A 15147-nucleotide genomic window follows, 5' to 3' on the forward strand; every position below is an offset into this window, starting at 1 on the left:
TGAAAACTATGACACGAAACGGTGCATTCGTCTAGTGGCCTAGGACGCCGCCCTCTCACGGCGGAAACTCGGGTTCGATCCCCGGACGCACTACGAAAGCCTGCTGAAATGATTTCGGCAGGCTTTTTTTATGGAGATCAACATACAGTTTGCAAATTTCTCATATATTATGATACTGCTTTCTCACATATTATGCGACTCTAATATCATAATATATGAGAAAGCAGTATCATAATATATAAAATCTGCGTCCATAAGAAACAAAAAAGCGACCTGTTACCAGATCGCTTTTCCATTTGCTATAATGCGAATTAATATCTTCTTCCGCCGCCGTTACCGTAGCCACCGCCACCGCGATTGCCACCACCGTAGCCACCACCACGATTACCGCCGCCGAAACCACCGCCACGATTACCGCCGAAACCACCGCCACGGTTTCCACCACGGTCTTCTCTCGGACGTGCTTCTGTTACGCTGATTACTTTTTCATCATAAGTAGCCTGGTTTAATTCTTCGATAGCCTTCTTGGCTAAATCGTCATCCTTCAATTCTACAAAACCAAAACCTCTTGAACGGCCTGTTTCTCTGTCTGTGATAACTCTAGCTGAGAGGATTTCCCCATAGTCAGCAAACAACTCGTTTAAGTCAGCGTCTGTGACGTTATAACTTAAATTTGAAATGTAAAGATTCATTTATAAAAACTTATTTAGTTAATTGTTTATTGAGGGATGAATAGAATAATAGTTGAATGAATGTACTTTACAAATCTAAGTTGCGAGCAAAACTTCAAATACAAGTTTAAATCAATCTCAATAGGCTACAAATGTAAGGTTTAATTCGATACCACCATACTTTATGACAATCTTTTTCAAACATTTTTTTCTCAAAAAACTCTTATAAACAAACAATGATTTATTTTAAGTTCGTGAATCTCCATCCGCCTGATTTACAAAAAAAGTCTTTTGATGGGATCTCTTTTTTATAAAACACACTAAAAAAACGCCGGAATATATCATTTCTGCTTTAATTTCTGTTTTAACTCAACATACCATAAACATAAAAGAGAATTTGTCATGACGAAAGGAACAATTGGATTAAATGCAGGTACCATCAGGAATCTGTTACTGGATGGTGGATGTTGGAGTTTGGAGGAGTTGAAAAAGGCAACCTCCTTATGTGAAGCTGATTTATGGTCTGCAATCGGATGGCTAGCCCGCGAAAACATGATTCAGATCACTAGTGCCAAAAGTCAGATAGCTTTTTGTCCGGGGATGAATTTCAGCTATTAAAATGAAATATACCCTTTGATATCAAAAAAAGCGACCCTTACAGATCGCTTTTTTTATTTTTACCGGAATAAAGTATTTACAACCACACTATCACCGTCATTCGGAGCGGGTTCCAGATTCAATAACCGGGATATAATCAGATAAAGATTTACATTTGCCATGACAGGCAATTCGACATTCTCTTTAAATGAAGGGCCTGCCGCATAAAATATAGCTTCCATCTCCGGTGAAAAATTATCATAACCATGAGTTGCACCCGGATAAGGATAGGATTTATCACGGAAATGCAGGTAAGTTCCGATATTGGGAAGCACAACTAAATCTCCTATACGGGGATTATTCCCATAAACGTATTCAGCAGGAATTTCCTCTTTCCTCCAAACCGTCACATTCGGAACCTTTTTCAGGATATTGTAAGCGGTCTCGGTATAACCATTCTTCGGATAAAGCAAAGTCGGGACACCGTCAAAAATATAATCGAAACTGTCACGTGGCAAATAGTCATTCAGATTGACATATTTCTCAGGCGTATAAGTAGCCATTCCGTGATCGGACAGAACTATAAAATCTATTTTATCGAAAATATCCAGTTTGCGAGCCTCATTAAAGAAATGGTTCAATACACGATCCAGCTCCTCTACTTTCTCTAAAGTTACCGAAGAGTCAGGCGTACAGATATGACCGATCGCATCCGGCTCTTCGATATACCACATAACCAAATGAGGACGTATATCCTCCGGTAGCTGCAACCAGGCTACAACAGAATCGGCGCGGTCCGAATAAGGGACCTTTTTATCAAAAGGTTTCCAGATGGAAGGCTGCCGACCCTGGATCGGATATTCACTGCCCACCCAAAAGAAAGAGGCCGCATGTACTCCCTGTTTCTCTGCCGTATTCCAGATCGGTTCCCCTCCATAAAAACCCGGAGTGGGGTCCGCCATACGGTAAACACTGTCCAAGTCGGGGGCATAAAAGAAATTATTAACCAAGCCGTGATGATCCGGGTGCAAACCGGTTGCCATACTGTAATGGTTCGGAAATGTTACGCTGGGAAAAGAAGGACGAAAAGCGGCACGAATCCCGACTTTCGCCAAAGAATCCAATGTCGGGGTATAAGCACGATCGGGATAATCGGAACGGAATCCATCCATGGAAAGAACGACCACATAACGGTCATGGCGCTTCGATGAAGAACAGCCGGAAAAAAGTATACCGGCCAGAACGATACATCCTATAAATAAACTTACATATCTTTTCATATACAATCACCTCAAAAAGAAAGAGGTCCACAAAGATAGTGAACCTCTCCCGATTATTTTATTCAAATCGTTAAATACACGGCTAGAAAATATAACGTAAACCAATCTGAGCCTGCCAGCGTGACGTGATTGCCGTATTCGTATACATATCACCCGGATCACGGAACTGATAGGTAAACTGACCATCTTTACCAGTAGAAGCTGTTACAGGCGTCAGATCATACCCGGTAGAAGTCTGGTGATACACCCCCCATTTTTTATTAAAAAGGTTTCCGACATTCAATATATCAAAATTAACCTGAAGCGTATGTCTTCTTCCTGCCACATTCATAAAGAAATTCTGCGCAATATGAAAATCAAAGTGATGTTCAAACGGCATTACCAATTGATTTCGTTTGATATGGTCCCCTTTTGTTTCTCTGATATCTTTATTCCCGTCAATCCACTTAATAAAAGCATCCTTTTGATCTGCTGCGGTAGAAGTAACTTTCCCGTTTGATATAATATCAGTAAAAACCATTTTCTCACGTTCAGCGTCCGTTGGTATATATAATAAGTCATTTCCATAACCATCGCCATTGATATCATTTGAGTAAAGCAAAGAATAACGTCCGCCTGTCTGACCATTATAAAACAGACTTACAGTCGTTGCAAAATGTTTCGCATATTCTTTAGTATAAGAAACAGAAGCAACTATACGGTTACGCACATCAAACATAGACCAACTCAATTCCGGTGCGACGTCACCTCCATAAACCGCATTATATTTCCAACCGGAATAAGCCTGTGACGAATTTCCATCCGTCAAAGATTTTGCCTGTCCATAAGTATATGCAACCATCGCATTCAAACCGAAATCAAAAGACTTCTCAACCTTGGCCGTTACATTATATGTATATCCTTTATTTGTATTTGTGAGATACATAATTTGCGTAAAATTGTCGTCTGCTTTTTTATAGGTAGGACGATTGTCTCCTCCATTATTTAAATTACCGTCGTGTTGGTAATTGATATTTTCATATAAGATATTATTCAACGTTTTTGAATACAAGCCTTCCAAACTCACACGAATATCATAAGGCAAAGTATGCTCTAATGCCAAATTCGCACGGAAAACAGACGGATATTTAAAATCTTTATCCACCACATTCACTTCCGACGTAGCCGGTGATTCATACTGTTTGGAAGGATCAATACTGAAATGGAAATCATCCGGACCGACATTCGGCATATTTCTAAAGTTTAAAGAAGTACGGCTCACTTCAATTCCCGTATTCGTAAAGCTGTTCGATATCCAAACAAAAGGAATGCGTCCGGTGAAAATACCGACTCCACCACGTATTAAAGTCCTGCGTTCTTCATTCGGATTCCAACGGAAACCGACACGAGGCGACCACAATACCTTTGTAGAAGGCAACTGGTTTGTAGCAACATTGTACTGCTTTGCTATATTTGAATTATTAAATGTTTCATTGGCTAATGGTTTATCAAAAAACAGAGGAATATCCATCCGAAGTCCATAAGTCAATCGAAACAAATTTGTTACATTCCACTCATCCTGTGCATAAAAACCTAATTGTGCCGCACCAAATTCAGGGGCCCAACGGTTTGTTCCGGTTATTTCCGTACGCGCTACAGAATAATCATAATATTTAGGAGCAACTTCATTGGCTGTTCCTACTGACAGAAAATCATCTAATGAGCTATAAGTATAAGAACCATAATTGTTAGCCAGATAAAGATTACTCATATTAAAAAACTCATTGTAGGTTCCCACTGTGATAGAGTGGTTTCCTACCATTCTTGTCAGATTATCCGTTAATGTAAAAATATCCTGATTTAATGAGTTTGCCATAGAAAATCTTTCCGTACCAAATTCCAAGGAAGTATTTTCAGACAGTTGTTCTATCTTGACATAAGGCATAGCTTGTCCCAACGGATCACGGTTATCACGTACACGGGTCCATCCCACACGTAACTCATTCGCCAACAAAGAACTTATCTGTGTATTCAATTCAGCGACAATAGAGTGAGTGGAGTTTTTCATATAATACCCATTGTCATTCAAACGAGCTGCCGCCTGTTTATTTGAAAAATTCATACTGCGTGCGTCAAGTAGACTATAGCGGAGCGTAAATTTATTTTTATCATTTGCATTCCAGTCGATACGAGCCAAAAATTTATTCGAATAAGTATCTACATCCAGAGGGCCATAACCTCCTCCATCGTAACCGCCTGTCAATTGAGATATTTTATTAATAATCAGGTCTACTTCGTTTTTATCTAATTTGGAACCTTCTGTTCCAATGTTATTTGTTGTAGGAAAAACATCTTTTACTCTTTCAAAGTTGGTGAAAAAGAATAGTTTATTTTTAATAATCGGCCCACCTAAAGTAACTCCGTATGTCTCTGATGATTGATCATCCAAGCGTGTACGTTCCTTTGCATCACCAGGTGTTTTTCCATAAAATTTCTCATTATTATAATATCCATAAACAGATCCATGAAATGTATTTGTTCCTGATTTCGTGATAGCATTAATTCCACCACCTGTAAATCCACTTTGACGCACATCAAATGGAGCTATTACCACCTGAATTTCTTCAATAGCATCCAAAGAGATCGGATTTGCCCCTGCTTGATCACCATTTGTTCCGCTGGCTGACAACCCAAATACATCATTATTTGCCGTTCCATCAATCTGAAAAGAATTATATTTATTACTCGAACCGACAAACGACATTCCGCTGCTCGTATTAATTCCCATAGGGTTCATTTTAGTAATATCAAAGATACTACGATTCACAGTCGGAGTAGAAAGAATCTGTTCCTGATTGAAGTTTTGTGCCGCCCCGGTCTTCTGAGAATTAAACAAGGCTGCTTTCGATGCAGTGACAACCACTTCATCCAATGATAATGATTCTGTCAACTTTACATCCAACAGATAAGTTTCACCTAATTGAAGCGTAATATTTTTATATACTGCTTTCTGAAATCCGACATAAGATACTTCAACTGTATAAGGACCGCCGATACGCATCCCCTGTAGACTGTAACGTCCATCCGCATTAGTAACAGTTCCATAAGTAGTACCAGAAGGCTCATGAACAGCCTGTACTGTAGCGCCGATCAGAAGTTCGCCTTCCGCCGTCACTTTTCCACTGATCCCGGAAGTGGTAACCTGGCCATTCAACGTGAATGTCAGACAAAAAAGAAAAAGAACAAACACAGATAAGTTCTTCATACTAGATAATATTAAAATTAAAACAATCGAAACACTTTTTATACAACGCCACAAAGATATATAATCTATGTTACCAACACATTACGAATCCACTTGATTTTTATGGACTTTCTTAAATATTTCGATTTTCCCGCAAACTATCGGCTATATCCTGATGTTGCTGAGCGAGTTCCTCTTCACCGACAAAACGATAAACTTCAGCCAGATACTCGTGTGCTGATGCGTGTTTGGGCTTAATGGAAACGGCTTTTTGGAGATCAGCGACCGCCTCCTCATAATATTTCATGCGTAGATAACATTTTCCACGATTATAACGGGCCTTAAATGAAAGGGGGCTCAGTTTGACGGCTTCATTCAATGCCACTTGGGCATCGTATGTTTCGCCAATATCCAGCAGCGTGACACCTTTGCGCACCCAGGCATCCACATATTCAGGATACAGTTTCAACGCTTTATCGAATGAGCGGAGAGCTGCATTCGGATCATTGGCTTTGGTTACACATTCATTTCCCATCAAATAATATTCATGGGCATATTCTTTCAGGATTTCACGTTGCGCGTAAAGTTCTTCTTTTAGTTTTTTGATTTCCTGGCGTTGCGTATTTATACGCTGAAGTTTAGAACGAAGCAGGCGCTGCACCAACGGTTTATCCATTTCGTTCCGTTTCCCTATTGCAAGAGCAAAAGACTCCACGGCATCCTTCATATTTCCACGGTTAAAATCATGGGCAGCACGAGCATATAAAAGTTCCGCTTCACTTTCCCGAAGGCTCTTTTCAATCAGCTCCTTACTATTGAAAATCTGGCTGAACTGAACAATTTCTTTACGTACAAAAATATCGTGAGGAGTCACTTTACTCTTCAGAACCAGTCCTTCGAGGGATGTGCAACGGCTTAGTGCCACGTATGTCTGGCCGCCGGCAAAGACCCCTCCGGTCAAATCCACGACAACCCGGTTAAACGTAAGTCCCTGGCTTTTATGCACGGTAATCGCCCAGGCAAGACGGATCGGCAATTGTTCAAAAGTACCGACAATCTCCTCCTCTATCCTTTTTTCCTTTTCGTTATACTTATATTTATAATTACGCCACGAAGTAGGTTCCACCAGATGTTCGATTCCGTTTTCCAACAGGACATATACATTCCCGTTCTCATCGATGCCCGAAATCATACCGATAGTTCCGTTCACCCACCGGCGTTCATAATCATTATCAATAAAAATCACCTGCGCCTGTTCTTTGATTGCCAGATTCAATTGTGTTGGTAAAGATGATTCCGGAAAATCACCATCTACACGCCCCGCGGATATAAATTCTTCACCGGGCAATTCCGACAACTTCTTTTCATTGATGAAGTCTACTTGATCGCGCCGGGTAGCAAGTGTAATATACATATCTTCGTTATTCGGCGCAAACTCAGGGAAATAACGGGCATTCAAAATTTCCAGTTCCTGTCTTCTCGCCGCATTGCTCCGTATCCGGTCCAATATATTAATAAAGACCGGATCGGTCTGCCGATAAACTTTCTGCAACTCAATAGGCACCAGGTTGATTGACTTGAAAACCCTGGCTGAAAAGAAGAACGGACTGGCATAGAAAAGGCTGAGTATCTCTTTCTGGTCAGACGGCACAACCGGCTCCAACTGAAACACGTCTCCGACAAACAATAACTGTTTCCCTCCAAACGGCAAACGCATATTTTCCGAAAAAACACGTAAAATACGATCTACACAGTCGATAATATCCGCCCGTACCATCGAAATCTCGTCGATAATGATCAGTTCGACCTCCGATATTATTTTCCGGTGCTCTTTCCGGTATTTGAAAAATTCAAAGATCCGCCCGTCTTTCAGGCTCAGATCGGGATCATCCGGTAACATCGGACGGAACGGCAGTTTGAAGAAAGAATGTAAAGTCACCCCTTCAGCATTAATAGCCGCAATACCAGTCGGAGCCAATACGACATGCTTCTTTTTGGTATGCGAACAAATATATTTGAGAAAAGTGGATTTGCCCGTCCCCGCTTTCCCTGTCAGGAAAACAGACTGGCGGGTATGGGTAATCAGTTGCAAGGCATCCTGAAATTCCTTGTTGTCCGTGTCTAGTTGAAATTCCAATCGTGTAAATTTTGAGTAGACAAAGCTAAATAATATTTTAAATATCCCCTTATAAAAAGAGTATATTTTATTTGGTCATGTACAAACAATTGCTTTAATTTGTGATATCAAATTAATATCAAATACAAATTATTATGAAAGCACAAGAAAAGATATTTAACGGCATGATTTCCGGTTTTTTAGCGATATTATTAATCCTGATTATAGCTGGAATGTCTATTTACTTCTTCACACATGGACAAACATGGAGTACAGCGTTGGGAGTGATCGGTATATTATGTGCCGCTTTCATGTGCTCCGGTCTGATGATTATCCAACCGAACAATTCACGGGTCATGACATTTTTCGGAAAATATGTCGGTACTGTCGTTGAAAACGGCTTCTTTTGGGTGAATCCCCTCTTCCTAAAAACGAAAGTAACCTTGCGTATTTTCAATCTGAACCTTGAACCGATCAAGGTAAACGACAAAGTAGGTAATCCGGTAATGATCGGCGCCGTTGTAGTGTGGAGAGTAAAAGACACCTATAAAGCGACTTTCGATATTTCCGGGAATGTTCAATCATTCGTGCAGATTCAAAGCGATGCTGCTTTACGCCAGGTGGCCGGAATGTATGCCTATGACACAAACGAAACGACCGACAAAGTCACATTACGTTCCGACAATGAAGGCGAAGTGACTTCCCGGCTCGAAGAAGAGTTGAACAGCCGGTTGTCGATAGCAGGAATAGAGATTGTTGAAGCACGTATCAACTATCTGGCTTATGCCTCTGAAATCGCAGGTGTAATGCTGCGCCGCCAGCAAGCCGATGCAATTATTGCCGCTCGCGAACGTATCGTTGAAGGAGCAGTCAGCATGGTTCATCTGGCGTTGGAGAAGCTGGAAAAAGATAGTATTGTCGAGCTCGATGAAGAAAGAAAAGCGGCAATGGTCAGCAACCTGTTGGTTGTTCTTTGTGCCGATGAGTCCGCACAGCCTGTTATCAACACAGGTACATTATATCAATGATTCTAAATTTTTAATATTAATATAAGTGATGGCCAAAAAAGAGAATGCAACCAAAAATTTTGTTCTGCGGATCGATGCGGAGATGATGGATGCTATCGAAACCTGGGCTGCGGATGAATTCCGCAGCACCAATGGCCAGATACAGTACATTCTGGATCAGGCACTACGAAAGGCAGGGCGGTTAAAAAAGAAAAAGCAATCCAAACAGGAAAAGGAATAAAAGGAATTCATATAAAATAAAATCAATACGAGAAGGGGACTAATTATCGGCTGATAAACAACCAGGCATCTTTATATTTCTCATTCGTACGCAAAGTTGCCATATAGCTTTCAGCCTGCTCACGATTATCAAATCTATCGGCATAGATACGATACTTACCATCACGAACGACTTTACTCACATGCTTGCAATCTTTACGATCCACCCCGGCAATATATTTATCAGCTTGTTCTTCCGTAGGGAAACTGGCTATCACGATATGATACATTTTCTGATTCGGCTTGCTGACCGCCGGTTTGGGAGCGACCGCCTGCTTTTTCACTTTCAGGACTGGTGCAATAACTACCGCATCGTTTTTCACCTCCGGTGCCTTAGTTTCAGGAGCCACAGTTTCTACAGATGTGCTCACTTCTTCCGTTTTCATTTCTGGCGCATTTCTGGCAACCATTTCCGTCGGAACAAAACTGGCAGTATAAGCAGCCTGGTTCACATCTTCCACCGGAGTTGAAACCAACAGGAATAAAGCGACAGCAGCAGCCGAAGCAGCTACTACGCGGAGAAACTTCCGGCTGACCGGTATATATAATGTATCTTTTTTCTTCTTTCCGGTAAGCAAAGCGACCTCTTCATGCTCTGCCAAAACAGGTTTAAGCTGAGGAAAATTAAAAGCCGCCAATCCATATGAACAGACACTGAATGCATCCGATTCTCCCGGATGGAAAATCATCTGGCCTTCCTGTCCCAGACTGAAAGAACCTAACAGACCAAAGGATAATCTCTTTTCTTCCTGCAAAGCAGCTTTCATATCGTCGACATCTTCCTCCAGCATCAATTGCGCCTTCCGGTAATTAACACCATACATTTGCATGTATGACTCTGAAAGTAACCCGTCGTTATGTTGTAGTGTGATATTAAAAACGATTTCTTTGCGCTGCGGACTGAACAGATGTTCCTCTCCGTTGCATACGGCAGAAACTGTTTGCAGTACAAAACCTCCAAATTTCGGTACAATCACACAGTCATGTACCAGTAATAATCGTTCTATATGTGTTATTATCCTAAGCATAAGACAAAGGTAGATATTTATTAGTGAATTTACAAAACAAAAAACGGTACAATTTTCTACCTTTGTCTCTCAAACAAATAATATGTACTGGTTAACTCAATCGATATATTCATTCAAGGTAATCCCCTTTTTGGGTGGATGGCTGGCAGACCGCCTGTTAGGTGATCCGGAAGGCTGGCCTCACCCCATCGTCTGGTTCGGCAAACTCATTTCTTTCGGAGAGAAAAAATTGAATCAGGGTGAGAACCGTTTCTATAAAGGAGGTCTGTTGACACTAATCCTTGTAGCAGGCATTTACTTTATAACCCGGTTAATCCTTTTCTGGGGAGCATTTATAAATACTTATTTATACGTAATTCTTGTCGGAGTAGGTGTATTCTATTGCCTTGCCGGAAAAACATTGATTACGGAAGTAAAAGCCGTTTTTGAAGCAGTAGACCGCAGTGTGGAAGAAGGACGGACACAAGTCGGACGCATCGTCGGACGTGACACCTCCAATCTATCCCCGCAGGAAATCAGGGCCGCCGCCCTTGAAACTTTGGCAGAAAACCTGAGTGACGGAGTGATCGCCCCGATGTTCTGGTTTGGCCTTTTAGGATTGCCCGGAATGATGGCTTATAAGATGATTAATACACTCGACTCGATGATCGGCTATAAGAACGAACGATACAAGGAGTTCGGAGAAGCTGCCGCCCGGTTGGACGATGTTGCCAACTACATACCTGCCCGGCTGACAGCTTGCCTGATGTTACTGGTTTCTGGAAACTGGCACAAAAGAGATTTTCTGACACGTTTCGGCAGGGCACATCTCAGTCCCAATTCAGGTTATCCGGAAGCAGCATTGGCAGCCATCCTCGATTGTCGTTTCGGAGGTACACACGATTACTTCGGTCAAGCGGTAGAAAAGCCTTATATCGGAGTCAACGGCAGGCCTTTTACAACAGAAGATATGTTAATAGCAACTAAAATAAACAGCAATACAGAACTAGCCATGGGATTGCTTGTTTGTCTTCTATCAATATTATTACAATAAAGAAAATTATACAGACATGGAAATAAGACTAAACAAATTGCTCAGTGACGCAGGACTTTGCTCGCGCCGGGAAGCAGACAAGTTCATCGAAATGGGGCGGGTTACCGTCAACGGAAAACAGCCGGAAGTCGGTCAGAAAGTTAGCAAAGCTGATATCGTCATGCTTGATGATATTAAAGTTAATTTCAGCCAGGCTCAGGAGCATGCACGCACCGGTTCCGGTAAAACTCAAAATCTGATCTTCGGCGATCCTGTTGCCAAAGTGGAGAAAAAAGAAAAGAAGGTGGAAGACAGTGCGCCTGTTGAAAAAAAGAAACCTTCCGGTTCCGGCAGTAAGCTGAGACCTGGCAAATATGTCAAATACAACAAATATGCTGCCGCCAGAAAAGCTGCTAAAAACGGAGAAAAACCAAAAGAAAAATTGACGCCAGAAGAAAAAGCGCTCAAAGATGCCATGCGTCCGAAGTTCGGTAAATCTTTGGGAAAAGCAGCCGTTGCGCAACGCCTTGCCGCTTCTCCCAAATCTGCCAGCTTGCGAAAAACAAGTAAAAACAATCCGATAAACAAAGGGAAACGAGTTGCTACCCGCAACAAGCCTAAAGGAGAATAATACGATGCAGCACAAACATATCGTACTTATTACAGGAGGTCAACGTTCCGGCAAAAGCGGATATGCACAAAAGTTAGCCCTATCATTGAGCACTAACCCGGTTTACCTGGCGACTTCGCGTGTATGGGATGAAGAATTCCGTCAACGGGTTCTCCGTCACCAAGCAGACCGTGGTCCGGAATGGACAAATATAGAAGAAGAAAAATACCTGAGCCATCATAATCTGAATGGCCGGGTAGTCGTTATAGATTGTGTCACGTTATGGGGCACAAACTTCTTTTTCGACAATGACAGTAATGTCGAAAAATCATTGACAGAACTGAAAGAAGAATTCAACCGGCTGACCCAACAGGAGGCTTATCTTATATTCGTGACCAATGAGATTGGGCTAGGCGGAGTCTCGCCAGATCCGGTTCAACGCAAATTCACAGACCTGCAAGGGTGGCTGAACCAGCATATAGCCTCCCGAGCCGACGAAGTCGTACTGATGGTAAGCGGAATACCCATGAAAATAAAAGGATAACAAAATAACAATACAATGATTACTTTTAATATTGAAAAACCAGATGCTGCTATCGCAGAAACATTACAGGAAAAAATAAACAATCTGACAAAACCTAAAGGTTCATTAGGTAGATTAGAAGAATTAGCTCTTCAGATCGGTTTGATCCAGCAGACGCTTACCCCTTCCCTACATCATCCGGTCAATGTCATTTATGCCTCCGACCACGGTATTGCAGATGAAGGAGTAAGTAAATCACCCAAAGAAGTAACCCGCCAGGTAATTCACAATTTCCTGAACGGCGGAGCTGGTGTTTGTTTTCTTGCCCGCCAGCATGGCATCGAACTGAAGATTGTTGATGGTGGCGTAGATTTCGACTTTCCTTCCATTCCACAACTAATCGACCGGAAAATCAGGAAAGGAACCCGTAATTTCCTCCATGAAGCAGCAATGACACAGGAAGAAATGGAATTGGCACTACAATACGGTGCTGAAATTGTGAGTGATTGCTATAAGGAAGGATGCAACGTCATCAGCTTTGGCGAAATGGGAATAGGTAACACGGCAGCTTCCAGCATGTGGATGACTTGCCTAACTGGTATTCCATTGATAGAATGTGTCGGTGCCGGAAGCGGGTTGGACAGTATAGGCGTACAACATAAATATAATGTGTTGAAAGCATCGCTTGAAAACTATAAAGGAGATAATAGCCCATTAGATGTGATCCGTTATTTCGGAGGATACGAAATGGTCATGGCTGTCGGTGGAATGCTCCGGGCAGCAGAACTCAAAATGATCATACTTGTCGACGGGTTTATCATGACCAACTGTGTTCTGGCAGCTTCCCGGTTATATCCTGAAATGTTACCTTATTGCATATTCGGTCATTGCGGAGACGAAGCCGGACACCGGAAAGTACTGGATGTATTACAGGTAAACCCGATTCTAAACCTGGGACTGCGTTTGGGAGAAGGTTCCGGTTCCGTGTGTGCTTATCCGATCGTTGACTCGGCCGTACGCATGATCAACGAGATGCATACTTTCCAACAGGCGGCTGTGACAAAATATTTTTAACCGGATAGTATCCATTCCTAACATTTAAATATATGTTGCGTATACTGGCTGCATTCATATTCTTTACACGTCTGCCTTTTTGGAAACTGGCTGAAGTACCTGCCGAATATTTCAAAAATATAGTGAGCCGATGGGCTTTAGTCGGTTGGTTTACTGCCGGGCTGATGGTGATTGTACTATATGCAGGCTCACTCGTTCTGCCTTCCGGAGTTGCTTTAGCCCTGGCTATGATCACCCGTTTATTAATCACAGGCTGTCTCCACGAAGACGGCCTGGCTGATTTTTTTGACGGATTCGGAGGAGGCACAAACCGGGAACGGATATTGGCTATTATGAAAGACTCGCATATAGGAAGTTATGGAGTAATTGGTTTGATCTGTTATTTTGGCCTGTATTATTTGTTGCTCAGCAATCTCCCGGTCGAACTGGCAGGTTGTGCCATCCTTGCAGGTGATCCTTATAGCAAAGGTATTGCAGGTATGATCATCAATCGCCTCCCATATGCCCGAAAAGAGGAAGAAGCAAAAAGTAAAACTGTTTATAGCCGGATGACAACCGGAGAATACCTGTTCAGTCTTATTTGTCTGTTACTGCCTCTATGCTGGTTGCCTGAACCCGTATATTTTCTGGCAGGTCTCCTACCCGTTGCTACCTGGTACCTATTGACTACTTTTATGAAAAAGAAAATACAAGGATATACCGGTGACTGCTGCGGAGCTACATTTCTACTATGCGAATTAAGCTTTTATCTGGGTATAGCTGTTATATATACAACAACACTTTAGTTATTTACATATGAATATCTATTTAATCAGACATACGTCTGTCGACGTTCCCGCAGGTTATGCCTACGGACAAACCGACGTACTACTACGCCCATCTTTTGAGGAAGAAGCCGAAAAAGTAAAAGAATCATTATCCGGACTTACTTTTGACAAAGTCTGGTGTAGTCCGTTAACCCGCTGTGTACGGTTAGCCTCCTATTGTGGTTATCCGGATGCCATTCGGGAAGATCGCGTAAAAGAATTGAATTTTGGGGAATGGGAAATGAAATCCTGGGAAGACTTATCCTCCGACCCACGTTCCGAAGCCTGGTTTGCAGACTGGATCAATATCAGGACACCAAACGGAGAATCGTTAAAAGACCAATACGACCGCGTCAGTTCATTTCTTGATGAGATCAGAAAAAGCGAAATGCAAGATGTCTGTATATTTGCCCATGGAGGTGTTTTAACTTGTGCGCGTGTTTATGCCGGAGAATATGGAATAGAAGAAGCCTTTAAAAACGTGCCATCCTACGGAGAAATAATAAAGCTGAGTTTCGACTGAGTTTTATTATCTTATTTGATATTTATTATTTCTATTTGAACCGTCATATACATAAAACAAAAAGGAGTCCACTCTTTCGAATGAACTCCTTCTATCTAAAACGGCGGCTATCTACTCTCCCACTTTTACGCAGTACCATCGACGTGGTTGGGCTTAACTTCTCTGTTCGGAATGGGAAGAGGTGGATCCCCAACGCTATAACCACCTTAATACCTTTAAGATGTTTGACTTTGGACAACGCTACTTTTCAGTAACCTTCGCTTTGTTAGTATAAATACTAACACTGCTGATATATCAATCCTTCCTCTCGGAAATAGAAAGTCTCGGGCTATTAGTACTACTCGGCTTCGACATTACTGCCCTTACACCTGTAGCCTATCTACGTCGTAGTCTACAAC

Annotated in this window: 14 protein-coding genes, 1 tRNA gene and 2 rRNA genes; 10 read left to right on the plus strand and 7 right to left on the minus strand. The window is 42.0% G+C overall.

Annotation, left to right across the window (positions count from 1 at the left end; genetic code table 11):
* Window positions 1–20: 20 nt before the first annotated feature.
* Window positions 21–93 (plus strand) — tRNA-Glu (locus NBH15_RS17185).
* Between the two features lie 218 nt (window positions 94–311).
* Here the strand turns inward: NBH15_RS17185 and rbp are convergent.
* Entirely contained in the window at window positions 312–692 is a 381-nt protein-coding gene (rbp, locus tag NBH15_RS17190) for an RNA-binding regulator (RefSeq protein WP_128133187.1), read from the minus strand.
* Between the two features lie 381 nt (window positions 693–1073).
* Between rbp and NBH15_RS17195 the strand changes: the two genes are divergently transcribed.
* Window positions 1074–1289, plus strand: a complete 216-nt coding sequence (locus NBH15_RS17195) for a winged helix-turn-helix domain-containing protein (protein ID WP_128133186.1) — start codon at window positions 1074–1076, stop codon at window positions 1287–1289.
* Between the two features lie 59 nt (window positions 1290–1348).
* Here the strand turns inward: NBH15_RS17195 and NBH15_RS17200 are convergent, their stop codons facing one another.
* The 3 genes from NBH15_RS17200 to NBH15_RS17210 all read right to left on the minus strand — a co-directional run bounded on the left by NBH15_RS17200 (window position 1349) and on the right by NBH15_RS17210 (window position 7908).
* A complete protein-coding gene (locus NBH15_RS17200) occupies window positions 1349–2548 on the minus strand; it encodes an alkaline phosphatase family protein (protein WP_250823159.1) in 1200 nt (399 codons plus the stop codon).
* Between the two features lie 82 nt (window positions 2549–2630).
* The gene (locus NBH15_RS17205) at window positions 2631–5792 is read right to left on the minus strand and encodes a TonB-dependent receptor (RefSeq protein WP_250823160.1); all 3162 of its coding nucleotides are present in this window, start codon (window positions 5790–5792) and stop codon (window positions 2631–2633) included.
* 112 nt (window positions 5793–5904) lie between these two features.
* Window positions 5905–7908: a tetratricopeptide repeat protein gene (locus NBH15_RS17210; RefSeq protein ID WP_250823161.1), complete on the minus strand. Its 2004-nt coding sequence runs from the start codon at window positions 7906–7908 to the stop codon at window positions 5905–5907.
* A gap of 134 nt (window positions 7909–8042) precedes the next feature.
* Here NBH15_RS17210 and NBH15_RS17215 point away from each other — a divergent pair, with 134 nt between their 5' ends.
* Both NBH15_RS17215 and NBH15_RS17220 read left to right on the plus strand, forming a co-directional pair.
* On the plus strand, window positions 8043–8915 hold the full coding sequence (locus tag NBH15_RS17215) for an SPFH domain-containing protein (protein WP_128133183.1): 873 nt from the start codon (window positions 8043–8045) through the stop codon (window positions 8913–8915).
* Between the two features lie 28 nt (window positions 8916–8943).
* Entirely contained in the window at window positions 8944–9135 is a 192-nt protein-coding gene (locus NBH15_RS17220) for a type II toxin-antitoxin system antitoxin (RefSeq protein ID WP_128133217.1), read from the plus strand.
* Window positions 9136–9178: 43 nt separating this feature from the next.
* Here the strand turns inward: NBH15_RS17220 and NBH15_RS17225 are convergent, their stop codons facing one another.
* Window positions 9179–10201, minus strand: a complete 1023-nt coding sequence (locus NBH15_RS17225) for an HU domain-containing protein (protein ID WP_250823162.1) — start codon at window positions 10199–10201, stop codon at window positions 9179–9181.
* Between the two features lie 82 nt (window positions 10202–10283).
* Between NBH15_RS17225 and cbiB the strand changes: the two genes are divergently transcribed.
* From cbiB to cobC, 6 genes are read left to right on the plus strand one after another with little or no spacing between them, the layout of a single operon-like run.
* The gene (gene cbiB, locus NBH15_RS17230; RefSeq protein ID WP_250823163.1) at window positions 10284–11234 is read left to right on the plus strand and encodes an adenosylcobinamide-phosphate synthase CbiB; all 951 of its coding nucleotides are present in this window, start codon (window positions 10284–10286) and stop codon (window positions 11232–11234) included.
* 16 nt (window positions 11235–11250) lie between these two features.
* A complete protein-coding gene (locus tag NBH15_RS17235) occupies window positions 11251–11844 on the plus strand; it encodes a S4 domain-containing protein (protein WP_250823164.1) in 594 nt (197 codons plus the stop codon).
* Between the two features lie 4 nt (window positions 11845–11848).
* Window positions 11849–12367 (plus strand): bifunctional adenosylcobinamide kinase/adenosylcobinamide-phosphate guanylyltransferase, encoded by a 519-nt coding sequence (locus NBH15_RS17240; RefSeq protein ID WP_128133180.1) that lies wholly within the window; start codon window positions 11849–11851, stop codon window positions 12365–12367.
* A gap of 15 nt (window positions 12368–12382) precedes the next feature.
* Window positions 12383–13420, plus strand: a complete 1038-nt coding sequence (gene cobT / locus NBH15_RS17245) for a nicotinate-nucleotide--dimethylbenzimidazole phosphoribosyltransferase (RefSeq protein ID WP_128133179.1) — start codon at window positions 12383–12385, stop codon at window positions 13418–13420.
* Window positions 13421–13452: 32 nt separating this feature from the next.
* Window positions 13453–14205 (plus strand): adenosylcobinamide-GDP ribazoletransferase, encoded by a 753-nt coding sequence (locus NBH15_RS17250; protein WP_007654313.1) that lies wholly within the window; start codon window positions 13453–13455, stop codon window positions 14203–14205.
* Window positions 14206–14215: 10 nt separating this feature from the next.
* Complete coding sequence (cobC, locus tag NBH15_RS17255; RefSeq protein WP_250823165.1) at window positions 14216–14749, plus strand: alpha-ribazole phosphatase; 534 nt, start codon at window positions 14216–14218, stop codon at window positions 14747–14749.
* Between the two features lie 98 nt (window positions 14750–14847).
* On the opposite strand, the gene rrf is transcribed toward cobC, so the two are convergent.
* Both rrf and NBH15_RS17265 read right to left on the minus strand, forming a co-directional pair.
* Window positions 14848–14958 (minus strand): 5S ribosomal RNA (gene rrf / locus NBH15_RS17260).
* Window positions 14959–15059: 101 nt separating this feature from the next.
* Window positions 15060–15147 (minus strand): 23S ribosomal RNA (locus tag NBH15_RS17265); the annotation flags it as partial.

The sequence above is a fragment of the Parabacteroides caeci genome, from assembly GCF_023656795.1.
GTDB classification, from domain to species: domain Bacteria; phylum Bacteroidota; class Bacteroidia; order Bacteroidales; family Tannerellaceae; genus Parabacteroides; species Parabacteroides segnis.